Genomic DNA, 24,661 nt, shown 5'->3' on the forward strand with positions numbered 1-24,661 from the left:
CGGCGCGCTCGCGCACGCGGCGTCCGGCCGGTCCGGCGAGTGCTCAGCCGCTCCCGAACGGCGGTTCGGCGAGGAGTTCCAGCAGCCACTCGGCGCTCTCCTCGGCCCCCGGCCGGGTGCCGGACGTGTCGGGGAACATCCGGCCCCAGGAGGCGGCGCGGCCGAGGGCGCTCAGCCGCCAGGCGAGGGCCGCCGCGCGTCGTAGCTCCGCCGTCGTGCGGCCGTTGCCCGTCCAGGGTTCCAGGTAGGCGTCGAGCAGCCGGGGCAGGACCCGCGGCCCGTGGCGGTCGCGGGCCCGTTCGGCGGGGACGCGCAGACTGCAGAACGGGTGGGAGACGGCGGCGTCGCCCCAGTCGAAGAAGGTGAACCGGCCCGGCGCCGGCCGGAACAGCTGGCCGTCGTGCAGATCGGCGTGGTCGAGCGTGTCCGGGACGCCGGCGGAGGCGAGTTCGGCACACCACTCGGCGAGCCTCGGCCGCAGGCCCTCCAGCCGGGCGCGCCGGTCCGCGTCCAGCGCGCGGTTCCCGGCGAGGAGCTCGTCGAACACCTCGGGCAGGTCGAGGGTCCGGGCGGCGGGGACACCGAGCCGCACGATCTCCTCCGCGTGCGGCACCAGGTCGTACTGCATGCGCGCGTACTGGCGCAGCAGTGCCTCCCAGTCCCGCGGTCCGGCCCACTCCCGCGCGAGCACGGCCCGGAACAGGTCGCCACCGTCGGGGAGCAGCGACCAGCCGCGCGTGGCGTCGACGGCCAGCGGCCGCAGCACGTGTCCGGGCACCCAGCGGGCCAGCGCGGCGGTCAGCGGCCCCTCGAAGGCGCTCGCCCGCGGGTTCGCCTTGAACCAGACGGCCGGCCGCCCCGCGACGGGTACGCGGACCAGCACGGACCACGGCCGCAGCCGCACCTCCAGCGCGCCGTCCGCGCGCAGTCCGTGCGCGGCGAGCCGGCCGCCCACCCAGTCGAGGGCCGCGACCCGCCAGGACTCCCGCTCCCAGGGAGTCACCGCGTCCTGGTACCGCCCGCGGTCCACGACAGTCGAACCGTCGATCTCCATCGCCCCATCGCAGCATCGCCACCGCTCAGCGGGCCAATGGTTTTTCCCGTGCTGCCGGGGGGCCGAGAGCGGCACGGAGCCCAACTCCCCCACCGGGGCGGCGATATGATCGCGAACACGTGTGCGGGGGCGTCGTGCGACGACTACCCCGCACAGACACAGCCGCATACAGGGGGGAACCGTGCCAGAACGGCACCATCGGCCGGCGCGCCTGGGGAGAGCCGCCGCCGTCACCACCGCGCTCGTCGTCACGGCGGGCCTCGTCCTGCCCGCGCTCGCGCCCGCGTACGCCGTCACCGCCGAGGTCACCGTCGCCGCGCCCGACGCCGACGTCGACCGGCAGCTCACCGTCGTCACCAGCGCCCGCCTCGGCGCGCTCTACCAGGAGGAAGGCGCCGACGGCTACTACTGGGTCGGCTCGGGCAAGGCGGTCCCGGGGCTGAACGGTGTGCCCGCGAAGTCCTTCTTCTTCACCAGCGACTACGACAACTGGGTCTACTACTCCACCACCACCGACGACGGCCGCACCCGCATCGTGCGGTTCAAGCTCGACACCAACAGCTCGTTGACGCTGACGCTGCCCGAGGGCTACCAGCACCCCCAGGTCAGCGACGGTTTCGTGCTCGCGTCCCACCGACTCGCCGACGGCTCCCAGGAGTACCGGGTCGTCCGGGGAGTGGACTCCGGTTCCGTCCACGACGTCCCGGTGCAGCTTCCCGAGGGTGCCACGGCCGAGGCCGAACCCGAGATCCTCGCGGGCGAGGGCACGAACTTCGTCGTCCGCTACCAGCAGGACGGCCGTGCCGCCTACGGCATCGTCGACGGGATCTCCGGCAAGGTCACGCCCCTTCAGGTGACCGGACCGGCGAGCAGCTTCCGGCTCAACCGCTCCTGGGTGTCCTGGTACACCCGGGAGGACGGGGCCGGAATCCGGATCAGGGCACGCGGCAGCGCGGGCGGCGCTCCCGGCGTCCGGACCGTGCCGACATCGACTCCGGACAGCCAGGTCACCTCCTTCCTCGTCGGCGACCACCTGCTGTGGTCCGAGGGCTCGGGCGGACCGCTGCGCGACCTCTCGCTCGGCCCGGACGCGGCCCCGGTGCTGGCCGACGCCGAGCGGGCCTGGCAGTTCGGCGACGAGCTGACCGTGCTCGGCCGGGCCACCCCCGACGGCCCGCGCACCCTGTACTTCGTCTCGGTCGACGGCAACGGCAACGTCGCGGCCACGCCCCGGCACACCGTGCCCCCCGTCCACCACGACGGCTCGGTCGGCGCCCTCGCCCTGGACCGCGGCACCGTCCGCCTCCTCAACACCCTGCGCGGCACCGGCACACTGCACAGCCAGGACATCGGCACCGCCCTGGCACCGGCCGGCGGCGCGCCCCTGACACCGGCCGTCACCTCCGGCAGCACCGGGCCGGGACGCTTCGCGGACGGCGGTGACGAGGGCCTGGCCCAGCTCACCACCGACCCGGCCACCGGCAAGGACGTCCTCACCACCGCCGACGACCCCGACGGGAACGTCCCGCTGCCCGCCGCCGACGGCCGGATCCTGGACGTCTCCCCGCAGTACGTGCTGTACCAGGGCGCCGGCCGGCAGTACGTCGTGGACATCACCACGGGCAAGATCGTCCGCGAACAGAAGCCGCAGGCCGCCGCGCTCGACTACAGCACCCTGTGGACGCCGTCCGCCACGCCGGGCCGGATCACCGGCACCAGCCTGCGCACCGGGAAGACCGTCCGTACCGTCACCACGGACGGCAACTGCGTCCCCGACGACCTGCGCACCAACGGCACCCTGCTGTACTGGGGCTGCGCCGCCCAGCAGAAGGCCGCGATCGTCAGGCCGGACCAGCCGGGCTACAGCTACCCGACCCCGGTCGGCGACATTCTCCTCGGCGACGGCTTCTTCGGCCGCTGGGACCCCGCGGCGAAGCTGATCCGGCTGACGCGGCTGCACGACGACGCCTCGGGCGACCTCGACCGGATCCGCGGCGTCGCCGCCACCACGGCGGCCGACACCCGCGGAGTGACCTGGACCGTCGACCGCCGCTCCAACAAGATCGCCTACCTGGACGCGGACGACACCGTCCACGTCGTCGGTGCCTACGACGACACGTGGGCGCCGGCCCGGCTCACCGTGCCCGACTCCGTCGCCCCCGCCTCCTTCACGGCGGCCGGCGGCGGCGCCCGCTGGAACGGCCGGTGGTGGCTGTCCAAGCCCGCGTCCTCCTGGAAGCTGACGCTCAAGGCCGCCACCACCGGAGCCGTGCAGCGTACCTGGCAGGGCGGCGCCACCCGCAGCTCGGTGGGGGTCGCCTGGGACGGCAGGAGCGAGACCGGTGCCCTGGTGCCCAACGGCGCCTACACCTGGACCCTCACCGCCACCCCCGCCGACGGTACCGGCTCCGCCCTGGCCGTCTCCGGCACCGTCCGTGTCTCGGGCGCCGCGGCCGTACCCCGGGACTACGCGGGCTCCGACGGCATCGGTGACCTGCTCACCCTCGGCTCCTCCGGCACCCTCGCCATCCAGAAGGGCGACGGCAAGGGCGGTCTCTCCGGCAAGCTCTCCGCCTCCGGCTGGCCGGCCTCCGTCAAGGCCGTCCCGGTCGGCGACTTCGACGGGGACCGCTGCAACGACGTCCTGGTCCGCTTCTCCGACGGCACCCTGCGTGCGTACCGGCCCGGCTGCGGCAAGGCCCTCACACCGTCGACCCGGTACACCGCGCTGGGCACCGGCTTCGGCCAGTACGACGTCCTGACCTCGCCGGGAGACGTCACCGGCGACGGGCGGCCCGACCTGGTCGCGCGGAACGCCCGGACCGGCACGGTGTACCTGTACAGGGCGACCGGCGCGGGCAAGCTGTCCGCGCGGGTCAAGCTGTACGCGGACTGGCGGGGCTACAAGAAGGTCGTCGGCGCGGGAGACCTGAACGGCGACGGCCGCGGCGACCTGCTGGTCCAGGACCGGTCCCACACCCTGTGGCGCTACAACGGCACCGGGTCGGGCACCTTCACCGCCCGGGCGAAGGTCGCCGCCGCCTGGGGGTCCTCCTACGACGTCGTCGTCGGCGCGGGGGACCTCACCGGTGACGGAAAGGCCGACCTGGTCGCGCGCGACAGCTCCGGCGCGCTGTGGCGCAGCAACGGCAACGGCAAGGGCTCGTTCGGCGCCCGGACGAAGATCGCCACCGGCTGGGGCGGCTACAAGGGAGTGTTCTGACCGCGAGGATCACGCGCGGGGCGCCCCCGCCGGGGCGCCCCGCACCCACCGCGTTCCCGCCCCGCCCATCGCCTTCCCGCCGCGCCCGCTGGGGCCGGGGAGCGTGCTGCGCCGCGGGGTGAGGTGCGGCGGTGCACCGGACCGGCCGGCGGTCCGGTGCACCGGCGCCCGTCCGGGGGCTCTCAGCTGTCCCGAAGCCGGCGGACCTCGCCCGTGCCCAGAGCGATCAAGGCCCGGGGCCGCATGGGCTCGTCGTCGCGCCGGGAGAGCAGGACCACCTCCTCGACCGGTGCCGACAGCGCACCGAGCCGCCCGGCACACTCGGCGGTCAGCAGCTTCGGGTCCTGGGTGCGGCCGAGCGACATATGAGGGGTGAAGCGCCCGCCGCGACCGTGGCAGCGCGGAAACCGCAGCGCCAGCTCCCCGTGCAGACGCGCCCATGGCGCAGGGTCCGCCGCGGCGGGATCGAGCCACACGGTGGCGTGGTGCCGGTGCCGGAAATAGCGGACCCCGGCCAGGTGCGCGGTGAACGGCGGGGTGTCTGCCGCCCCGGCGGAGAGCAGCGGCAGCGCCCGCGCGAACTCCTCCTCCGGTACGAAGCCGAACAGCAGGTTCACATGCGGCGGCCATCGACGCACCTGCGGGTCGTGCTCCCAGCGGATGTCCTGGATCGCCGGCCAGAGTTCCCGAGGCGGCAGCCAGGCCACCGCCGTCCGGGGCGTCGGCGTCACGTCGAGCGCGTCGACCGGTTCGGCCCCACCGTAAGCCGGATTCCCGTTCACACGGCCATGGTCGCAGACGGCCCCGACGCGAGCGTCCCCGGCGACAGACGTCGCGCCGGGGCAACCTCTGCGGGTCCACCCAGCAGACGGCCGCGCCGCCTGCCTCTTCCATGCCCGCCCGTGCTCTCTTGTGGTTACTGGGAAACCGTAGGAGAGTGATCGCTGACACGGAAGAACGCACCTTCCGGTGACTGGGGGACCTCATGGTGACCAAGCCGTTCGACGGATCGCCCACGGACGAAGCGGACCTGACCCGCGCGGACTCGCTCGCGCGGGAGATCTTCTCGGACGTCGCCAACAAGTGGGCGCTCCTGATCATCGAAGCCTTGGGCGAGGACACCCGGCGCTTCACGGAGCTGCGCAAACAGATCGACGGCATCAGCCACAAGATGCTCACCCAGAACCTGCGCATGCTGGAGCGCAACGGCCTGGTCGAGCGGCACGTGCACCCCACCGTGCCGCCCCGGGTCGACTACACCCTCACCGAGCCGGGCCGAGCCCTGCAGGCGACGGTCAACGGCATGTGCGAGTGGACCCGCCGGTACCTCGGGCACATCGAGACCGCTCGCGGCCGGTTCGACACCTGAGGCCGCGTGCGCGTCGCGCCGAGGGCCGGCGTCCGCGGCACGTCAGTCCTTCACCGCGCCGCCCAGCCCGGACACCAGCCGCCGCTGGACGAGCACGAAGAACACCAGCACCGGAACCGTCATCACCGTGGACGCCGCCATGACCCCTCCCCAGTCCGGATCGTCGGGCTTGTAGAAGACCAGCAACGCCATCGGCAGTGTCGACTGCGAGGTGTCGCTGATGATGAAGGACTTGGCGAACAGGAAGTCGTTCCAGGCCGAGATGAAGGAGAACACGCTCGTGGCCACCAGGCCCGGCAGGACGAGCGGGAAGAGGATCTGCCACAGGAAGCGAGCGCGGCTCGCCCCGTCCAGATAGGCGGCCTCTTCCAGGGACTCCGGTACGGCTTTCACGAATCCCCGCAGCATCCAGACCGCGAACGGCAGCGAGAAGGCGAGGTGCGGCAGGATCAGTGAACCCAGGGTGTTCAGCTGACCGAAGTCCCGCATGAGGAAGAACAAGGGGATGGTGAGCGCCTCCACCGGCACCATCTGGGCCACCAGGAACATGATCAGCAGGGTGGTCCGGAAGCGGAACCGGAAGCGCGTCACGGCGGTCGCGGCGAGAAAGGCGATCAGCGCGGAGGCGATCACGACACTCACCGCGACGATCAGGCTGTTGACGAAGTACCGGCCGAATTCGTGCTGTTCGAGGACGCGCCGGAAGGAGTCCAGGCTGGGGGAGGAGGTCCAGGGGCGCGGGTCCGTGGACTCGATCTCCCCGGCCGGTTTGAAGGCGCTCAGCAGCATCCAGTAGAGGGGGAAGGCGACGACCGCGGCGACCAGCAGCGCGGTCACCTCGGCGGCCAGCCGCCAGGGGCGCCGCACCAGACCACGTACCCCCGCACCACGTACCCGCGCACCCCGAACCGCCGGACCTCGTACGGAACTCACAGTTCCTCCCCTCGGCGGCGCAGCAGCCGCAGATACCCGAGCGTGACGGCGAGCAGGATCAGCAGCATCACGACGCCGATCGCCGAGCCGAGGCTGTACTGCGAGGACGCGAAGGCCTTCTGGTAGGCGTAGACGTTCAGGACCAGGTTCTGGCCGGCGATGCCGCCGCCGTTGGTGATCACGTAGATCTGGGTGAAGACCTTGAAGTCCCAGATCACGGACTGGACGGTGACGATGACGAGGATCGGCCGCAGGACCGGCGTCAGCACCGAGCGCCAGATCCGCCACTGCGAGGCGCCGTCCAGGGCGGCGGCCTCCAGGATCTCGCCGGGCACGGCGCGGATACCGGCGTAGACGGTGACCATCACGAACGGGAAGGAGCACCACACCACTTCGAGCAGGACCAGGAGGAAGGCGCTGTAACGGCCGTACGTCCAGGAGAAGTCGCCGATCCCCAGGAGGCGGTTGACCGGACCGAAGTCGGGGTCGAAGAGGAACAGCCAGACCGTCGAGCCGGTGATCGACGGTGTCGCCCACGCCCCCAGCGCCGCCAGCAGCAGAGCGAGGCGCGGGATCGCACGGACCCGGGTGAGCAGGACCGCGAGCGCGCAACCCACCGCCAGCGTGCAGAGCACACAGGCCGCCGCGAAGCCGACCGTCGCCAGCAGCACGTGCCAGAACTGGTCGTCGGCGAACAGCTCGGTGTAGTTCGCCAGGCCCCGGAAACGGGCCGGTTCGCCACCGCTGACCTGGGCCTGCGTGTACTCCAGGAACGAGATCAACCCGAGCTGGTAGACGGGGTAGACCAGCAGTCCGCCGAGGCAGACGAGGGCGGGAGCGAGGTAGAGCCAGGGGGTCCAGCCCCCGCGGGGGCGTGGCCGGCGGCGGGGACGCCCGGGCGACGGGCCCGTCGGCCGGGCCGCCTTGCGTGGGGCGGGGCCGGCCGTGGGGGCGCCGGCCGCCCCGGCCGCCCCCGGCTGACCGGCGGTCGTCACCGCTCCGCCCGGCTCCGGCGGGAGCGCCGCGTCCGTCATCCGCGTCACCCCGCGGATCCGAACACGTCGTCCATCTTCTTCGCCGCGTCCTCGGAGGCGTGCGCGACGTCCTTCTTGCCGCTGACGATCTCCTGGAACATCGTCGGCAGCACGAGCGACGAGTCGATCTGTGCCCAGGCGGGGGAGGCCGGGACGAATTCGGTGCCGGCGGCGAGCGTCTCGACGAACGGCTTCACGAACGGCTCCTTGGTCGCGGCCTGCTGCCGTACGTCCGTGAAGGTGGGCAGGAAGCCCATCGCGTCGAAGAGTTCGCCCTGCGTCTTCTTCGAGGCGAGCCGCTTCATCAGGTCCACGGCGAGCGTGCGGTGCGAGGTGCTCTTCAGCACGCCGATGTTGTTGCCGCCCGCGAAGGCCGGTGCGATCGAGCCGGGCTTCACCCCCGGCAGCGGAACCACCGCGTACTTCCCCTTGACCTTCCCGGCCTCGACGGCGGCGTGGCTGAAGTCGCCGCCGATCGCCATGGCCGCCTTGCCGGAGGCGAAGGCGGTCACCGTGTCGTTGCCGCCCATGACCGCGCACTTGGCGGCGGGACAGTTGTCGTCGCCGAAGAGCGAGGTGTACGCCTTGATGCCCTTCCGCGCGTCGGGGCTGTCGATGGCGGAGGCGTACGAACCGCTCCTGCCGGTCGCCAGTTCGCCGCCGTTGGCCCAGATGAACGGCATCGCGCCGTACGTGTAGGCGCCGCCGACGGCGAGGCCGTACAGGTCGGGCTTCGCGGCCCGGATCCTCTTCGCGGTCGAGATCAGCTCGGCCTGCGACTTCGGTACGTCCAGGCCGAGTTCGCGCAGGACATCGGTGCGGTAGTACAGCGCCCGGACGCCGACGAAGTACGGTGCCCCGTAGACCTTGCCGTCCACGGTGACCGACTGCCGGGCGGTCGGGTCGGTGTCCTTGGCCTCGCTCCAGGTGTGGAAGTCCTTCGTGACGTCCGCGAGTCCGCCGTCCTTCACATAGCCGGCGGTGTCGGTGTTGCCGTACTCGATGACGTCGGGTGCGGACTTCGGGTCGTTGAAGGCGGCCTTGATGCGCTGGGCCCGGGTCTCCACGGGAATGTACTCGACGGTGACGTCGGTGCCGTCGTGCGCCTTCTCGAAGCCGGCGAGAACCGCGTCGACGACGCGTTCCTTGGGCTGGTTGTCGACCTCCTGGAAGAGCCAGACGCGCAGGGTGCCGGTCTTCTCGTCCTTGTCGGAGGAGGTGTTGCCGGAGGTCTGCGGCGCGCAGGCGGTGGCCAGGGCGGCGGCGAGCGCCAGTGGCCCGATGAAACGGACGGACAGGTTCATGGAGTGCTCCTCCGATGAGGTGTTGCAACATGCGCAACGACTGTTTCGCTGTGCACAACACCCCGGAGGCTAGGGACTGCATGAACACGCCCACAAGAGGTCTCAACCACCTTGTGACCGGCGGACGCACGCTGTGCAACGCCGGAGCGGCACAAATCCCCCAGGACACGCAAAACCCTCGATTGCCGCGGTCGCGCCGAGGGGTACGGCGGGTCAGGCGACCCAGGTGGCGGTGAGGTCCTGGACCGCGGAGCCGTCGGTGTCGGCCAGCTTGGTGTCGACGAAGGTGCGCGCCCAGTCGGTCGTCTGGATCCGGAAGGCGGGCCGTTCGGCGTGGAGGGCCTCCATGACCGCCTCCGCCGCCCCGGCCGGGGTCTGGGCGCTGCCTTCCCGGAACTGCTCGACGGTGCGGTCGATGTAGCGGCGCAGGGCGCCGGTGTACGGCCCGGCGTCGATGTCGGCCCCGAGGTCGACGCCGATGTTGTGGACGAACTCGGTGGCCACGGCACCGGGTTCCACGACGGACACGCTCACGCCCAGGGTCCGGGCGACGGGGGCCAGGCTCTCCAGGTAGCCCTCGACGGCGAACTTGGCGGCGCAGTACGCCTCGTTGAACGGCTGGCCGACGACGCCGCCGACGCTGGTGACGGTGATCAGCCGGCCGCCGGTGGCGCGCAGATGCGGCAGCGCGGCCTTGGAGACGTTCAGTACGCCGAAGAAGTTGACCTCCATCACCTTCCGGATGTCCTCCATGGAGTCGTTCTCCAGGGTGCCCAGGTGGCCCGCGCCCGCGTTGTTGACGACGGCGTCCAGGCGGCCGTGGTCGGCGATCACGCCGTCGACGGCGGCGGCGACGGATGCCTCGTCGGTCACGTCGAGGCGCCGGATGTCGAGTTCGACCCCCGCTTCGGCGGCGGCCTCGCGCAGGGCGCCGGCCCGGGTGGTGTCGCGGAGGGTGGCGACCGTGCGCCAGCCCGCCCGGGCGGCGGCGACGGCGGCGGCGAGGCCGATACCGGAGGAGGTTCCGGTGATCAGGACGGTGCGGGGGGTGGTGGACATGGCGGAGCCTTTCTCGGCCGGTTGTGTGCGTGCACACACAACATAGCTTTATGTGTGTGCGCACGCAACGCGCCTATAATCGGACCATGCCGAAGAAGCTGCCCCAGACCGAGATGCCCGCCGCGGACTACGCCTTCTACGGGCTGGTCTGGGCGGGCACGGTGATGACCGAGCGCGTGGACCGGGCCCTCGTCAAGGCGCACGACCTGCCGGTGTCCTGGTTCGAGGTGATGCTGTGGCTGGCGTCCAGCCCCGAGCCCGTGCCCGCCTCCGTCCTCGGCAACAGCACCATGCTCAGCCGCAGCCAGGTCTCCCGGGTCGTGGACGCCCTCCAGGCCCGGGGACTGGTGGCCCGTACGCCATCGGTGCGCGACGCGCGGTCGGTCGAGGTCGCGCTCACCGCCGAGGGGCGCCGTGTCTTCGAGGAAGCCGACACCACCCGCCGTGAGGTCCTGGCGCCGGTCTTCACCGACCTCCTCGACGAGCGCGACATCGAGGCCCTCGGCACGGTGTGGCGCAAGCTCAAGGCGGAGAAGGAGAAGCCGGCGCAGGAACCGGAGACGGGGTCCCCCCGGTCCCGTCGGTGAGCCGACGGTCGCCGACGGCCCCCGCCCCTTCGCCGCCCTCTCCGTGTCAGCCCTGTTCGCGCAGGCCCCACGGCGAGCCGTACTCGGTGAGCAGGTCGAGGAAGGGGCGGGGCGGGAGGGCTTCGGGGCCGAGGACGCCCTTGCCGGACCAGACGCCGCCGGCGATCAGCTCCAGGGCGACGACCGGGTTGACGGCCGTCTGCCAGACCACGGCCTGAGAGCCGTACTCGCGCATCGACCACTGGTTGTCGACCACGTGGTAGAGGTACACCTCGCGCGGAGCGCCGTCCTTCGTGCCCTTCACCCAGGTTCCCGCACAGGTCTTGCCGGTCATCCGCTCGCCGAGGGTGGCCGGGTCGGGGAGGCAGGCGGCGACGACGTCGCGCGGTGACACCCGCACGGGCCCGTCCTCGCCGGGGACGGTGATCCGCGCGGTGGAGTCCAGGCCCAGCTCGTGCAGGGTCTTCAGCTTGGCGATGAAGTCGTCGCCCAGCCCGTACTTGAACGTCACCCGGCGAGCGTCCACCCAGCGCGGTATCAGCAGCACCTCCTCGTGCTCCACGTTCACGCACTCGACCGGGCCGATGCCCTCGGGGAAGTCGAAGACCTCCGGCTCGCTGAAGGGCGCGGTGGTGAACCAGCCCCGGTCCCTCTCGTACACCACCGGAGGGTTCAGGCACTCCTCGATCGTGGTCCAGATGCTGAAGGAGGGAGCGAAGTCGTACCCCTCCACGGCCAGGTCGGCCCCGTCACGGACACCGATCTCCTCGATCTCGTCGAAGAGTTCGTCCGCGGCGTACCGGGCGAAGACGTCGGACAGCCCCGGTTCCACTCCCATGCCGACCAGGGCCAGCCGGCCGGAGTCCGCCCACCGGTCCGCCAGCTCGAACTGGCCGTCGCCGAGCTTGACGCCGCACTCCTCGTACGGGCGCCGGGGGTGCGGAGCGGACAGGGACATCGCCATGTCCAGGTAGTGCACGCCCGCCGCGAGCGCCGCGCGGAACAGGGACATCACGAACCGCGGGTCGGTGGCGTTCAGCAGGACGTCGCAGTGCTCCTCGATCAGCAGCCGGCGTACGCCGTCCTCGTCGGAGGCGTCCAGACGCCGCGCGACGAACCGGTCCCCGTGCTCCTTCAGCGCGGCGACGGCGGCCTCGGCCCTGGTCGGGTCGTAGTCGGCCACGACCATGCGGGTCACGAAGCCGCGGCGGGCCGCGATCCGCGTGACGGCCGTTCCGACCCCGCCCGCGCCCACGAGCAGTACGCGCATGTCACACACCTTTCTCCTCAACCACACGCCAGTGAGATGCCCCGATGCAACGGGATCGGCTCCGGTAGAGTCAACAGCGTTGGCATAAGGTGCGCCGTCGTGGCGATGAGGGGGAGTGGTGCGTTGCCTCCGCCCCGCGCTCGGCGCGGGCGGAGCGCGCACGACGGATCTGGAGTCCGTATGACCAAGCACGTGGTGCCGGAGTCGGCGCGCCGCAGGCGCCGGCCGACCCGGCAGGGCACGGTGCTGTCCGAGGGGCTGATCGTGCAGACCGCGCTGCGCGTGCTGCGGGAGCACGGCACCGGCGGCCTCACCGCGCGCCGCCTGGGCACCGCTCTCGGCGCCGACCCCAGCACCCTCTACCGCTACTTCGCCGGCATGGACGACCTCACCCGCGCCATCGGCGACGAGCTGATGGGACGCGCGCTGGACAACTGGTCCGCCACCGGTGAGTGGCCGGCCGACCTGCGTGCCCTCGGCCTCGCCATCCACTCCTCGTACCTCGCGCACCCGCAGGCCGCCGCCCTCACCGCGAGCCGGGTCACCGGCCGGCCCCGGGAGATCGCCGTCGACGAGACGATCATCGGCATCCTGCGCACCGCCGGCTTCCCGGACGCCGACGCGGTCCGCCTCTACCACGCCTTCATCGACCTGAGCCTCGCCTTCGCGGCCCTGGACGCCGGAGCGCTCGCCCTGGCGGAGGAGGCCCGGACGACGGACGAGGAGATGTGGACCTCCACGTACGCCCGGCTCCCCGCGGAGTCCTATCCCCACATCGCCGCGACCGCCGGCCTCCTGGCCGCCCGCATGCCCCACAGTGCCTACCCGGTCGTCCTGGACACCCTGCTGGAGAACGCCGCCGCTCAACTGGCCGCCGTACGGACCGCGTCGACAGCCGGAAGCTGACCTTCCGACGGACCGGCCGGCCCGGAGGGGCGCGAGGGCCGCTGCTCACGAACCGGCGGGCACCGGCCACCGGCCGGCGATACCGGCGACGGTCGAAGCCGTACCAGCCGTCGGCGAGCGTCGCGGCTCGGCGCGGCGCCGCCTCGCCGTTGCCGCCCATGACGACGGGGATCCGCCGGTCGCGTACCGGCCGGGGGCTGACGCGCACATCATGGAAACGCGTGAACTCTCCCTCGAACGAGGCCACGTCCTCCCGCCACAGGGTCCGCATCGTCGTCCGTCACGGCCGCCGCGAAGGCCAGGGCGAGCAGGGAGACACGTGCCCGTCGGTGTGGCGCCGGTACGCCGAAGGGCCCGCCGACTCCGATCGAGTGGCGGGCCCCTGGGCGCACGAGGAGACGGCGGGTCAGCGCACAGGGAAACCGAAGGCGTATCCCTGCTGCTTCAGCCAGGGCAGCAGGGTGCGCAGCGCCGTCACCGTCTGGGAGCGGTCGCCGCCCGCGTCGTGGAAGAGGATCGTGGGGCCGTTGGACAGCTGGCCCTTGACGGTCGCGATGATCGCGTCGCTGCCCGGCCGCTCGAAGTCCTTGGAGTCGACGTTCCAGCCCAGCGGCCGCATCCCGTGCGAGGCCGCCAGCTTCCGGCTGTACGGGGTGAAGGCGCCACCCGGGGCGCGGTAGTACATCGGCCGTACACCCCCGGACGCCTTGGTGATCTGCCGCTCCGCGTCGACGATCTGCTGCGACTGGTAGGCCTGGGACTTGTGGTCCATGGCGGTGTCGTGCGACACCGTGTGGTCGCACAGCCGATGCCCGGCGGCCACCACCTGCTTGACCAGATCCGGGTGTGCCTGCGCCTGGGGGCCGACCATGCAGAACGTCGCCTTCACGCCGTTGTCCCGCAGCAGTTGGAGCACCTGCGGGGTCCAGACCGGGTCCGGGCCGTCGTCGATGGTGATGTTGACCGCGTGCTCGCCCCGGTCGGAGGCGTGCACGATGGTCGCCGACACGGGCGCCGCCTTCGGCGCCGCGGGCCGGGAGGCACCCGGTGCGGCGGACCCGCCGCCGGTCTGACCGGCCTGCGCTGTCCAGACCGAGGTGGCGGCGGCCACCGCCGTGACCCCGACCGCCGCCGCGACGACCCGGCCGTACCATCCTCGCCCGCCATGCCGTGCCATGTCCGTCCCGCCCCCTGGTATGTCGACGACTTCCGTGCACCTGGCAGGACGGCCGGGAGAGATCACGGGATCCCGCTGTTACAGATCACGGACAATTCCGGGTCGGCTTCGCGACAGTCGGCACCGCCCCGAGGTCCGGAAATCGCCGGTCGTCCCGTCCGACCTGTTGATGCACCGCCGTAGCGCCGCTTCCAATGGGCCTGCCCGGCGGCGGCCCGCCGCCGGAACAGCCTTGTCCATGTGGGGGGTTGGGAAGACAGTGCGTCATGCGAGAAAGCGCGCCGAGTCTCCGGCGGCAGCACCGAGAACTCGGCGAAACGCCTTGCCCAGTGCGGCGGCGCTCCTGGGCGCCGCCGCACTCGTCGTCTCCGCGGCACCCGCCGACGCCGCACCGGCGGCACCCGCGACGACCGCGGCGGCACCCGAGACGACCGGGGCGGGGCAGGACACGGCGACCCCCGCCCTGGTGGACGGCATCCGGGAACAGGCACCGGCGGCCCGCACCGCCGCGGACGCCGCACGCGCGTACCTCGCCCGGCGCGAGGACCGCTACCGGATCGCCGCCCCCGGACGGGACCTGAAGCCCGTCGGCACGCTCACCTCCGGCGACCGGCAGACCGTACGGCTCCGGCAGACGCACCACGGCGTGCCGGTCCTGGGCGGCCAGTACCTCGTCCGCATGGAGCGGAAGGACGGCCGCCGGATCGTCACCGGCACCTCCGGCAGGTACTTCACCGGGCTGCGCACCGGCACGACCGCCGAGGTCGACGACGCGCGGGCCGTGGAGCGCGCGGTCGACGCCGTCCGGCGGGACCTCGACGCCCGCGCGTTCACCGCCGGTTCGGACGGCGAGAACGAGGACACGCCGCTCACCGGCACCTCCCACGGGCTGGTCGTCGTACCCGGCGGAACCGGTGTCCTCACCCGCCACATCACCGTCCGCGGCACCGGCCCGGGGCACGGCGAACCGGTGCTGCGCGAGGTGTACATCGACGCCCGGGCCGGCTACCCGGTCCTCCAGTACAGCGGGGTCCGCACCTTCGGCACGCCCGGCGCCACCGCCGCCCGGGGGAGCGCGGCACGCGTCGGGGCCGACGACCCCGCACCCGGAGTCCCCGGCACCGGCGTCCGGCTGGACGGCACCCCCGTGGCGCTGGGCATCACCCACGACGACACCCGTGACGCCTACGTGCTGCGCGACCGCACCCGCATCCAGAGCAACCCCGACAACGTCCTGGCCACCTGGGACGCGCGCGGCCGATGGGCGAGCGAGCTGTCCGGCACCTGGCCCGACGACATCAGGGAATTCGCCTCCCCCACACCCGCGTTCGGCGCCGAGGCCACCGAGTCCGGCGCGGTCGACGCCCACTGGGCCGCCGGACAGGTCTACGACTTCTACCGGACCAGGTTCGGCCGGGACAGCCTGGACGGACACGGCATGACCGTCAACTCACTGGTCGGCGCGACCGACTACGGGCAGCCGTACGTCAACGCCTTCTGGGACGGCCGGAAGATGGTCTACGGTTCCGGTGACGCCGAGTACCGCCCCCTGTCGGCCGCGCTGGACGTGGTCGGCCACGAGATGACCCACGCGGTGATAGAGCACTCCGCCGACCTGGTCTACGCGGGCCAGTCCGGCGCCATGAACGAGGCCCTCGCCGACTACTTCGGCAACGCCATCGAAGCGGACGCCCGTCACCTCCCCATGGACGACCCGGACTCCGGCCTCCTGGGCGAGACGCTGTGCCGGACCAAGGACCCGCACGCCTGCGCGTTCCGTGACCTGAACGACGGGCGCACCACCGCCGGCTCGTACCTCGGTGTCGGATTCGGCACCGACAACGGCGGTGTGCACCTGAACTCCACCATCTTCGCGGGCGCGCTCTGGGACATCCGGCAGGACCTCGGCCCCGGCCTCGCCGACGCCGTCGTCCACAAGGCGCTGACCGAGTACCTCACCCCGCTCGACGGCTTCACCCAGGGCCGTGCCGCGGTCGTCGCCGCCGCCAAGCAGCTCAACGCGGGCGGGAAGAACCTCGCGGCGGTCCAGCGGGCCTTCACCGCGCACGGCATCGTCCCGCACTGGGAGAAGGCCCTCGGCATCGACTCCGATGTACTGCTCTCCCGCGTCAACACCCACGACACCCGTCTCGGCGCCGGCGGCGGCGGTGGGTCGCCTCGAACTCCGACGAGTCCGGGGCCGAGCCGTACTCGGTGTGGGCCGGGCGGACCGACGGCAAGGGGCAGCTCAGACTGATGAGCCCCAACGACGGCCGCTACCACGTGAATCCGGCCACCGACGGCAGAACAGTGGTCTGGCAGGCCCACGGGCCCACCGGAGTCGACATCCTGGCGCGGCCCCTCGCGGGTGGGCCGATACGCACGCTGTGGCACGGCCGGAGCGTCGGTACGGCGCTCGGCGTCGACGGCGACGTCGTGACCTTCGCGTACTACACCTACGGCGGCCGGGCCGGCGTGGCCTACCTGAGTCTGCGGGACCCGTCGAACGTGGTCACCATTGGAGGCGGCACCTACCACCGGTCGACCTTCCCGTCCGTGCGCAACGGCAAGATCGTCTACCAGGACCGGCAGCGCGTCAGCGCGGTGTACGAGGAGACCACCCGGCTGATCGACGTGGCAACCGGGGACCAGACGGTGATCCAGCGCGCCGCACCCGGGACGAGCCTCGGACCGACGGCCGTCACCGGCGACCACGTCTACTGGCTGCTCGACACCGTCGGCCAGAACGGCACCACCACCCTGCGCCGCGCCGGACTCGACGGCTCGGACGTCACCGACCTCAGTCCGGAGACCGGTCCCGACGCCCTCGACATCGCCGACCTGACGGTCTCCGACGCGGCGGTGACGACGGTCGCCCGGATGCCCTCGGACGCCATCGGCAACGCGGCGCTGGCCAAGCTCTGGCAGTTCACCCCGGACCACCAGGGCGGCACACACCGCGGCCGGGTCTCCTGCAACCGGGGTGAGCAGCTCTCCGCCGCCGCGGCCGGCGGGACCCGAGTCATCTGGCTGGACGCGACCACCGGCGTCAGCGCCGTGGTGACCCGGGCCCGCCCCGCCGGAAAGTGCGCCTGACCCCGTCCACCAGCGGCCCGCCGGACGTCCGTCCGACGGGCCGCATCCGTGTCCCCGGGCACCGCCGCGCGGGAGGCCGCCTCATCAACGGCCCTCCCGGCCCGCTTCGGGAAGCGGATGCGCCGGGAGGGATGGTGTGTCGCTGCTCACGAGCGGCGGCTGCGGGCCTCGGTCACCAATAGTGGCGACGGCCGGCGACCGCGTGCCCCATCGACCCCATGATCCACAGGATGGCCCCCACCACCAGCAGGATCACGCCGATGGTCCACAGGATCGATATTCCCGTGACGAAGCCGATGATGAGCAGGATGACGCCGAGGGCGATCATGACGTGCCTCCAGCCGGTAGTGGTGCTTCTGCTCTCCGAGTGCCCCCGATACGCCCGGAATATCAGACGATCCGGGTTTCAAAAGTTTTGTCGGCAATGTTGACTCGTCGTTGCGGCGGCCTCACATTACCTATCGGTAGAACCTCGCGGTAACCCCGCGGCCGGTCTCCCGTGCCCGCCCCGCACGTCCTGTCGCTCGATCGAGCCGCCCCACGACCGAGCCGCCCCGCATTCGCCAGCCGGCCCACCCGTGCTCACGAGCCGGCACGCCCACGCGCTCGACCCGTCACGCCCTCGACCCACCACGCCCGCGGCACCGCCATGCCCGGTCGCCGCGCGTCCCGTCCCGAGAAGGGATCGCCCATGCCCCTGCCTGCCCTGCGCCGTGTCCTCACCGCGACGTCCGCGGCCGTCGGCGCGCTGGCCCTCGGTCTCACCGCAGTCCCCGCCCAGGCCACGGCGCCCCTGGACTACGCCGCCCTGGGGGACAGTTACAGCGCCGCTTCGGGGGTCCTCCCCGTCGACCTGACCAGCCCGCTCTGTCTGCGTTCCACGGCCGACTACCCCCACGTCATCGCCGCCCGCACCGCCGCGCGACTGACCGACGTCACCTGCGGTGCCGCCCAGACCAAGGACTTCACCGAGGCCCAGTACCCCGGCGTCGCCCCGCAGGCCGACGCGGTCACCGCGAACACCGACCTGGTGACCCTGACGATCGGCGGCAACGACAACGGCACCTTCATCAACGCCGTGATCGCGTGCGGCACCGAGGGGGTCCTCGGCGGCGGCGAGGGCAGCCCGTGCCAGGACAAGTACGGCTCGTCCTTCGACGACGCGATCGACACCCACACCTATCCGGCGCTGCGGTCCGCGCTCCGCAGCGTCCGCGCCAAGGCCCCCCACGCCCGGGTGGCGGTGCTCGGATACCCGTGGATCACACCCGCCACGGCCGACCCCTCCTGCTTCGCCCGGCTGCCGATCGCCGAGGGCGACGTGCCGTATCTGCACGCCCTGCAGGCCCACCTCAACTCCGTCGTCCAACGCGCCGCCGAGGAGACGGGGGCCACCTACGTGGACTTCGCCCAGGCCTCCGCCGGGCACGACGCCTGCCAGGCCGTGGGCACCCGGTGGATCGAGCCGCTCCTGTTCGGGCTGAACATCGTCCCGGTCCATCCCAACGCCCTCGGCGAGCGGCGCATGGCCGAACGCACCATGAGCGTCCTAGGCCTGGGCTGACCGGGCCGCGCCGCTCCCTCGGAGGCGGGCTCACGCGTCGGCGAACAGCGGGTCGTACGGAGTCGAGCGCTCCCGCCCCGACATGAAGGACAGGAACTCCCGCACGAACACGCCGCGCGTGTACGTGCCGTCGGCGCCGGGCACGTTCCGCCGGAAGCCCCGGCGGAACAGTGCCCGGTACTCGTCCGCGTCCACGCGCTGGTCGCCGTCCGCATCGGTGACGTCGAAGAGGACCTCCGCGACCCGGATCAGGGCGGGACCGGCGAGCGACGGCACGCCCGCGGCGTACTCCGGGGCGCTGACACGGCCGTCGCCGTCGGAGTCGAGAGCGGTCTGGAGCTCCCGCCACCAGTCGGCGAAGGCGTCGTAGAGCCGGGTCTCCGCCGGCTCGTCCAGGTCGAGACGGCCGGCGATCTCCCGGGCCATGGCGGCGAGGTCGGGCCAGTCCACGTAGCCGTCCCCGGTCTGGTCCAGGACCGCCGAGAAGAACTCCTCGGCGCTACGCCGCGACTCGGTCGCCCCGCCGGTCTCCGGCTCCGGCGGAAGAGGGGTGAGCAGCCGGACCAGGGCACCGGCCCGTTTCATCCGGTCCCGCAGCGCGCTGACCGTCCGGGCCCGGGGATCGTCGCTGTCGGGGGAGAGGGTGAGCAGCTTGGTGAGGGCCTCCGTCCGGATCCAGCCGTCCGGGAGGAACCGCGCGAGGCCGGCGGCCAGATAGGCGCTCTGCATCAGGGTCTGGGCGCCGGGCGTCTCGGGCAGCCCCGCCCGCCGGCGGAAGGGCTCCGGAAGGGACGCCACGGTGACCACCCCGATGAGGGGGCCGGCGATCGCGCGGCCGGCCGCCCACATGGTCGGCAGACCGTGCAGCAGCGGCGGCGCGGGCAGATGGTCGAACAGCCTGTAGAGGATGATGCGCATCGCCTCCGTGTTCTCCAGCTTCTCCTCGACCACGCGGTCGTAGTACTGCCAGAACTCCTGGACCGTGGTCGGGAGATGACCGGCGTCGCCGTCCAAGGCGGCGAGATAGGCCCGGAATTCCGCGTACAGCCGCTCGATGGTGCTCTGCTCCAGCGGCTGCCCGCCGAGGCGGCACATCGTGACGCTGCTCTCGAAAACGGTCGCGACCACCCAGGCCCGGACCTCGGGATCCATCGCGTCGTAGGGCCGGTCGCGGGCGTCGGTGCCGGTCAGCCGCGCGTGCAGCCGGTTGAGCCGCGCCGCCTCCCGGCGCCGCACCTCGTCGTCGGCGCCGAACATACGCTGAAGGCTCACGAGCGTGTTGCGCAGCCGTCGCCACGGGTGGGCCACGAACGTCGAGTTGTCGATCAGGGCCGCACCCACCTGCGGATGTGCGGCCTCCAGCACGGTCGCCCGGATGATGGCCAGCGCCCAGCGCGGATCGTTGAAGAAGGCGTTGAACCCACTGTCCGGTCCGAACAGGGAAGCGGTGTCCTCGTCGTACGCGGTCGGCCCCGGCGCCCGGTCGTGGTGCTCGGCGCCGTCGCCGGTGTGGCCGGGCTCGTTGCTGCCTGTGTCGGTCACGGTCGTTCCGCTCCGTTCGAGTTCGGCGTCACGCCGCCGAAGCGGCGGTCGCGCTGCTGATAGGCGTGCAGGCACTCCAGGAAGTGCGGTGCGCGGAAATCGGGCCAGAGCACCGGGGGGAAGATCCACTCCGCGTAGGCGACCTGCCAGAGCATGAAGTTGGAGATGCGCTGTTCCCCGGAGGTCCGGATGACGAGGTCCACATCGGGCGTGTCGGGGAAAGGGAGATGGGCGGCGAAGCTCCGCTCGTCGACCGCCTCGGCCGGTACTCCGCTGCGGATCAGCGAGCGCGCCGCCGCCACGATGTCACCGCGCCCGCCGTGATCGAACGCCACGGTCAGCGTCATGCCCCGGTTCTCCTCCGTCAGCGTCGTCAGATCGGCGAAGTCCCGGGCCAGCGCCGGGGGGATCCGGGGATCCGTCACTCCGAGGAACCGGCAGCGGATCCCGCGCGCGTGCAGCAGCGGGGCGTGTTTGCGCACCACGCGGCGGACCAGCCGCATCAGGAAGTCGACCTCGGCGCTCGGGCGCTGCCAGTTCTCGGTGGAGAACGCGTACAGGCTCAGCCACCGCACACCGGCCGTCCGTGCCGCTTCGATGACGTCGATCACCGTCGCCTCCGCCGCGCGGTGACCCGACGTACGGGGCAACGACCGCCGTGCCGCCCAGCGGCCGTTGCCGTCCATCACACAGGCCACGTGCCGCGGCACGCTCCGGCGCCCCTCGCCCCGCGAACGCCCCCGGTCCGGACCGGGCGACGAGGCGGAACCGCCGATGTCTTCCTCGACCGACAACGCCTGCCCCCAGCCGCAACGAGCGGACTCTTCGTCACGTCCCGGCCCGCCGTCCGTCAGGCGGCGGGCTCGATCACGATCAGCAGCGTGTCAGCCCCCCGGATCCGCGGGCGGCGCAATGCGCGCGCTTCACCCTTGGCACTGCTGTCCGACGCCCTGAGCGCAGGCCGGATCGCCGACCGGGACCGGGCCGGGCGGACGGCTCCGGGGGGTTCGCCTCCGTCCATGCGCTGGGGCTGTCCCCCGCACGGAACCGCCTGCCTGCCGGAGTGAGTGCGGCCCGGGCGCTGCCTAGCGTGAGGCCCCATGGCGATCTCCTTGTCCACCATCTCGCGCCGCCGCCGCACCGGGCTCCTCGCCGTGGCTCTGACCTGCCTGCTGACGGCCGCCGCCCCGGCCGCCGCGGTGCAGCCGCGACCGGACGTGCCCCGCGCCTGCGGGCCGCACCCCGCGCCGGTCCGGGCGGTGCACCGCCTGGTGGCGCACGACCGGATCGCGGGCGCCGCGGTCCTGGTCACCGACGTCGACCCGGACGCCCCCTGCACGCGCTGGACGGTGACCGACGGCGTGGCCGACCTCGGCACCGGCCGCCCCATGAACACCACCGACCGGCTGCGCGTCGGCAGCGTCACCAAGACGTTCACCGCGACCGTCGTCCTGCAACTCGCCGCCGAACGACGGCTGTCGCTGGACGCGCCCGTCGAGCGCTACCTGCCGGGTCTGATCCGCGAAGGCGGACACGACGGCCGCCGGATCACCGTGCGGCAGATCCTCCAGCACACCAGCGGGCTGCCCGACTACCTCGACGCGCCCGAGTGGGAACACCCCGAGCGGGTGCGCGACCGCCACTTCGAGCCCCGCCGTCTCGTCGCCCGCGCCCTGCGGTTGCCGCGCCCGGAGCACACCTGGCACTACGCCACCACGAACTACCTCGTCGCCGGTCTGCTCGTCCGCGCGGTCACCGGCCACAGCCCGGAGACGGAGATCACCCGCCGTGTCATCGCGCCGATGGACCTGCACGACACCTACTGGCCCGGCGACGACACCCGCATCCGGGGCCCGCACTCGCACAGCTACTTCACCGCGGAGGACGGCCGCCGGGTGGACGGTACCGACTGGAACACGACCTTCGGCGGCGTCGGCGGAGCCCTGGTGTCCACTCCGGCGGACCTGACCCGGTTCGCCAGGGCGCTGTTCACCGGGCGGCTGCTGCCCGCGCCGCAACTCGCCGAGATGCGGCGGACGGTGGCCGCCGACCCGGACCGGCTCTGGCCCGGCGCCCGCTACGGGCTCGGCCTGATCTCCTCCCCGCTGTCGTGCGGCGGCACCTGGTGGGGACACGCCGGGACCGTGCCCGGCGGCCACCGGGCACTCGTCGCCGTCGGCCCCGACGGCCGAGCCGCCGCCCTCGCCCTGACCGAGGTGCCCGCCACGCTCCCCGCCGAACAGGACTTCCTCGACGTCGTCGACAAGGCCCTCTGCGAGGGCAGCTCTGCCGAAAGGACCTCCGCATGACCGGCTCCACCTCCCCGGGCGGCGGGCGCCGTCCGCGTCCCGGCCGTTCGCGCCGCTTCACCGCGCGGGCCGCGGCGGCCGTCGCCGTGTCCCTGGCGGGCGCCCTGACCCTGGGCGCCGCGCCCGCCACACCCGCCGCCGGCCAGGCCCCCGATCCTCTCGCCCGTTTCCACCACCAGCACCCGCACTGGAAGAGCTGTCTGCTCGGCCCCGACGACGCCATCGGCAAGGACCTCGAACAGGCCGGTGCCCGGTGCGCCGACGTCACCGTCCCGCTGGACTACACCCGCCCCGAGGGCCGTACGATCAAGGTCGCGATCTCCCGGATCCGGGGTACCGACACCGCCCACCGCGTCGGCGCGCTGCTCCTCAACAGCGGCGGCCCCGGCGGCCAGACGCTCGGCGACCCGCCCTGGGTGCGCAGCGCCATGAAGGACGTCGCCGCCCGCTACGACGTCGTGGGCGTCGACCCCCGCTTCGTCGGCCGGAGCACCGGGCTGGACTGCGGCTGGCCCACCGGCAGCATGATCCGCGGAGCCGGCACCGGACGCGCCGGCTTCGACCGCTCGGTCGACTTCGCCGCGGACCTCGCCCGCCGCTGCCGTACCCACGCCGGTGACCTGCTGCCGTACGCCACCACCCGGAACACCGCCCGCGACATGGACGTGATCCGCGCCGCGCTGGGTGAGCGCAGGATCTCCTACCTGGGCTACTCCTACGGCAGTTACCTGGGCCAGGTGTACACGACCATGTTCCCCGGCCGCGTCGACCGGGTCGTCCTGGACGGCGTCGCGAACCCCGCCGTCTACGGCTCGCGGCTGCTGCGGGGGAGCGAGCGGGCCAACCGGCACGCCCTGCGGGACTGGGCCGACTGGACCGCCGCGCACCACGCGACGTACGGACTGGGGCGCACCGGCAGCGCCGTGCTGGCCACCGTGGACGCGGTCCGGTCGGCCGCCGCCCGCTCACCCCTGCGCGTCGGCACTTACCAGGTCGACGAGCACACCGTGCCCGTCGTGGTCTTCAACGGCCTCTCGCAGGACAACCCCACCGCCTACGGCGACTTCGCCCGGGGCGTGCGGGACCTGCGGCGCGCCGCCGACAGCCGGACGGTCACCCCGTCCCCGTGGCTGGCCTCGGTACTGGAGTTCATGCTGACCGGGCACGAATCCGGCTACGGCAGTGCGCAGACGGCCATCCTGTGCGGGGACGTGCCCGCGCCCCGGGACCCGGAGACGTACTGGCGCGACCTGCGGCGCGCCGGGGACCGGGACCAGCTGTTCGCGCCCGTCGCCGACAACATCACCCCGTGCGCGTTCTGGGACCCGCCGCGCGAGCGCCCGACCACGATCCGCGACGATCTCCCGGCCCTGCTCGTGAACGCCACCGGCGACCCGCGCACCACCTACCGCAACGCCCTGAAGGTGCACCGCGACTGGCCCGGCTCCCGTCTGGTGACCCTGCGCGGAGCGGACCAGCACGGCGTCTACGGCGCGTTCGGCAGCTCCTGCGTGGACGGCACGGTCAACGCCTACCTCGCGACCGGCCGCCTGCCGGCCGAGGACGTCGGCTGTCCCCGGCCCGCCGCATGACGAACCCGCGGCACGCCGGACGCCGCCCCGGAGGTACGGGGAATGCCGGGGCGGCGCGCGGCGCTGTGATCAAGGGTCCCGGCGGACGACCTGTCGCCCGGCAGCCACGCATGATAGTTTCAAGTTCAACAAAGTTGCCGCGTGGGGAGTCCAGGTTGACCAGTCCCGTTCCGGCCGGTGTCGACCGGCGGATCTTCATCGACAAGCAGAGTCCGAAGGCGTACCACGCGCTGGTGCAGACGTCCGAGGCGGTCCGCGGGGTCGCCGCCGAGGCCGGCCTGGACCGCGTCCTGGTGGAACTGGTCAACCTCCGCGTGTCCCAGCTCAACGGCTGCGCCTACTGCCTCCATGTGCACACCCGGGCCGCGCTGCGGGCGGGCGACACCGCGCAGCGCCTCGGCGTGCTCGCCGCCTGGCGTGAGACCGAGCTGTTCACCCCCGCCGAACGGGCCGCCCTCGCCCTGGCCGAGGCGACCACCGCCGCGGCCGACTCCGCCGCCCAGGACATCGCCTACGCGGCGGCGCGGGAGGTCCTCACCGACGACCAGATCGCCGCGGTGATCTGGGTGACCGTCACCATCAACGCCTTCAACCGGGTCTCGATCATGAGCAGGCACCCGGTGCACGCCGAACAGTGACGAG

The 24,661-nt window shown here is 72.6% G+C and carries 21 protein-coding genes and 1 pseudogene; 10 read left to right on the top strand and 12 right to left on the bottom strand.

Features of this window, described 5'->3' with window-relative positions:
• Positions 1 to 43 precede the first annotated feature (43 nt).
• Entirely contained in the window at positions 44 to 1,054 is a 1,011-nt protein-coding gene (locus ACZ7KF_RS07245; RefSeq protein ID WP_471069958.1) for an aminoglycoside phosphotransferase family protein, read from the bottom strand.
• 181 nt (positions 1,055 to 1,235) lie between these two features.
• Between ACZ7KF_RS07245 and ACZ7KF_RS07250 the strand changes: the two genes are divergently transcribed.
• Entirely contained in the window at positions 1,236 to 4,277 is a 3,042-nt protein-coding gene (locus ACZ7KF_RS07250) for an FG-GAP-like repeat-containing protein (RefSeq protein ID WP_471069959.1), read from the top strand.
• Positions 4,278 to 4,459: 182 nt separating this feature from the next.
• Here the strand turns inward: ACZ7KF_RS07250 and ACZ7KF_RS07255 are convergent, their stop codons facing one another.
• Positions 4,460 to 5,059, bottom strand: coding sequence for a 2'-5' RNA ligase family protein (locus tag ACZ7KF_RS07255; protein ID WP_471069960.1), 600 nt, complete (start codon positions 5,057 to 5,059; stop codon positions 4,460 to 4,462).
• A 203-nt stretch (positions 5,060 to 5,262) separates the two neighbouring features.
• Between ACZ7KF_RS07255 and ACZ7KF_RS07260 the strand changes: the two genes are divergently transcribed.
• A complete protein-coding gene (locus ACZ7KF_RS07260) occupies positions 5,263 to 5,646 on the top strand; it encodes a winged helix-turn-helix transcriptional regulator (protein ID WP_471069961.1) in 384 nt (127 codons plus the stop codon).
• Positions 5,647 to 5,688: 42 nt separating this feature from the next.
• Here ACZ7KF_RS07260 and ACZ7KF_RS07265 read toward each other — a convergent pair whose 3' ends face one another.
• From ACZ7KF_RS07265 to ACZ7KF_RS07280, 4 genes are all read right to left on the bottom strand, one after another.
• Complete coding sequence (locus tag ACZ7KF_RS07265) at positions 5,689 to 6,579, bottom strand: carbohydrate ABC transporter permease (RefSeq protein WP_471069962.1); 891 nt, start codon at positions 6,577 to 6,579, stop codon at positions 5,689 to 5,691.
• Complete coding sequence (locus ACZ7KF_RS07270; protein WP_471069963.1) at positions 6,576 to 7,613, bottom strand: carbohydrate ABC transporter permease; 1,038 nt, start codon at positions 7,611 to 7,613, stop codon at positions 6,576 to 6,578. The genes ACZ7KF_RS07265 and ACZ7KF_RS07270 overlap by 4 nt, the downstream gene beginning before the upstream one ends.
• Positions 7,614 to 7,618: 5 nt before the next feature.
• On the bottom strand, positions 7,619 to 8,917 hold the full coding sequence (locus ACZ7KF_RS07275; protein WP_471069964.1) for an extracellular solute-binding protein: 1,299 nt from the start codon (positions 8,915 to 8,917) through the stop codon (positions 7,619 to 7,621).
• A 213-nt stretch (positions 8,918 to 9,130) separates the two neighbouring features.
• Entirely contained in the window at positions 9,131 to 10,015 is an 885-nt protein-coding gene (locus tag ACZ7KF_RS07280; protein ID WP_471069965.1) for an SDR family oxidoreductase, read from the bottom strand.
• A 47-nt stretch (positions 10,016 to 10,062) separates the two neighbouring features.
• Here ACZ7KF_RS07280 and ACZ7KF_RS07285 point away from each other — a divergent pair, with 47 nt between their 5' ends.
• The gene (locus ACZ7KF_RS07285) at positions 10,063 to 10,563 is read left to right on the top strand and encodes a MarR family winged helix-turn-helix transcriptional regulator (protein WP_471069966.1); all 501 of its coding nucleotides are present in this window, start codon (positions 10,063 to 10,065) and stop codon (positions 10,561 to 10,563) included.
• A gap of 46 nt (positions 10,564 to 10,609) precedes the next feature.
• Here the strand turns inward: ACZ7KF_RS07285 and ACZ7KF_RS07290 are convergent, their stop codons facing one another.
• Positions 10,610 to 11,833: a saccharopine dehydrogenase family protein gene (locus ACZ7KF_RS07290; protein WP_471069967.1), complete on the bottom strand. Its 1,224-nt coding sequence runs from the start codon at positions 11,831 to 11,833 to the stop codon at positions 10,610 to 10,612.
• A 180-nt stretch (positions 11,834 to 12,013) separates the two neighbouring features.
• Here ACZ7KF_RS07290 and ACZ7KF_RS07295 point away from each other — a divergent pair, with 180 nt between their 5' ends.
• Entirely contained in the window at positions 12,014 to 12,739 is a 726-nt protein-coding gene (locus ACZ7KF_RS07295; RefSeq protein ID WP_471069968.1) for a TetR/AcrR family transcriptional regulator, read from the top strand.
• A gap of 106 nt (positions 12,740 to 12,845) precedes the next feature.
• Here the strand turns inward: ACZ7KF_RS07295 and ACZ7KF_RS07300 are convergent.
• Both ACZ7KF_RS07300 and ACZ7KF_RS07305 read right to left on the bottom strand, forming a co-directional pair.
• Positions 12,846 to 13,010, bottom strand: a pseudogene (locus ACZ7KF_RS07300) (LLM class flavin-dependent oxidoreductase); the annotation flags it as partial.
• Positions 13,011 to 13,145: 135 nt separating this feature from the next.
• A complete protein-coding gene (locus ACZ7KF_RS07305; RefSeq protein ID WP_471069969.1) occupies positions 13,146 to 13,916 on the bottom strand; it encodes a polysaccharide deacetylase family protein in 771 nt (256 codons plus the stop codon).
• Between the two features lie 322 nt (positions 13,917 to 14,238).
• Here ACZ7KF_RS07305 and ACZ7KF_RS07310 point away from each other — a divergent pair, with 322 nt between their 5' ends.
• Positions 14,239 to 16,173 carry a M4 family metallopeptidase gene (locus ACZ7KF_RS07310; protein WP_471069970.1) on the top strand — a complete coding sequence of 645 codons (1,935 nt, stop codon included), beginning with the start codon at positions 14,239 to 14,241 and terminating at the stop codon, positions 16,171 to 16,173.
• Positions 16,173 to 17,012 carry a hypothetical protein gene (locus ACZ7KF_RS07315; protein WP_471069971.1) on the top strand — a complete coding sequence of 280 codons (840 nt, stop codon included), beginning with the start codon at positions 16,173 to 16,175 and terminating at the stop codon, positions 17,010 to 17,012. The genes ACZ7KF_RS07310 and ACZ7KF_RS07315 overlap by 1 nt, the downstream gene beginning before the upstream one ends.
• 172 nt (positions 17,013 to 17,184) lie before the next feature.
• On the opposite strand, the gene ACZ7KF_RS07320 is transcribed toward ACZ7KF_RS07315, so the two are convergent.
• Positions 17,185 to 17,340 carry a DUF6131 family protein gene (locus tag ACZ7KF_RS07320; RefSeq protein ID WP_225823638.1) on the bottom strand — a complete coding sequence of 52 codons (156 nt, stop codon included), beginning with the start codon at positions 17,338 to 17,340 and terminating at the stop codon, positions 17,185 to 17,187.
• Between the two features lie 363 nt (positions 17,341 to 17,703).
• Between ACZ7KF_RS07320 and ACZ7KF_RS07325 the strand changes: the two genes are divergently transcribed.
• Positions 17,704 to 18,576 carry an SGNH/GDSL hydrolase family protein gene (locus ACZ7KF_RS07325; protein WP_471069972.1) on the top strand — a complete coding sequence of 291 codons (873 nt, stop codon included), beginning with the start codon at positions 17,704 to 17,706 and terminating at the stop codon, positions 18,574 to 18,576.
• 30 nt (positions 18,577 to 18,606) lie between these two features.
• On the opposite strand, the gene ACZ7KF_RS07330 is transcribed toward ACZ7KF_RS07325, so the two are convergent.
• The gene (locus ACZ7KF_RS07330) at positions 18,607 to 20,016 is read right to left on the bottom strand and encodes an oxygenase MpaB family protein (protein WP_471070036.1); all 1,410 of its coding nucleotides are present in this window, start codon (positions 20,014 to 20,016) and stop codon (positions 18,607 to 18,609) included.
• 98 nt (positions 20,017 to 20,114) lie between these two features.
• Positions 20,115 to 20,804, bottom strand: a complete 690-nt coding sequence (uppS, locus tag ACZ7KF_RS07335; protein ID WP_471070038.1) for a polyprenyl diphosphate synthase — start codon at positions 20,802 to 20,804, stop codon at positions 20,115 to 20,117.
• A gap of 414 nt (positions 20,805 to 21,218) precedes the next feature.
• Here uppS and ACZ7KF_RS07340 point away from each other — a divergent pair, with 414 nt between their 5' ends.
• From ACZ7KF_RS07340 to ACZ7KF_RS07350, 3 genes are all read left to right on the top strand, one after another.
• A complete protein-coding gene (locus ACZ7KF_RS07340; protein ID WP_471069973.1) occupies positions 21,219 to 22,427 on the top strand; it encodes a serine hydrolase domain-containing protein in 1,209 nt (402 codons plus the stop codon).
• Complete coding sequence (locus tag ACZ7KF_RS07345; RefSeq protein WP_471069974.1) at positions 22,424 to 24,019, top strand: alpha/beta hydrolase; 1,596 nt, start codon at positions 22,424 to 22,426, stop codon at positions 24,017 to 24,019. The genes ACZ7KF_RS07340 and ACZ7KF_RS07345 overlap by 4 nt, the downstream gene beginning before the upstream one ends.
• Positions 24,020 to 24,174: 155 nt before the next feature.
• A complete protein-coding gene (locus ACZ7KF_RS07350) occupies positions 24,175 to 24,657 on the top strand; it encodes a carboxymuconolactone decarboxylase family protein (RefSeq protein ID WP_471069975.1) in 483 nt (160 codons plus the stop codon).
• Positions 24,658 to 24,661 lie beyond the last annotated feature (4 nt).

It is taken from the genome of Streptomyces sp. NPDC038200 (genome assembly GCF_055600785.1).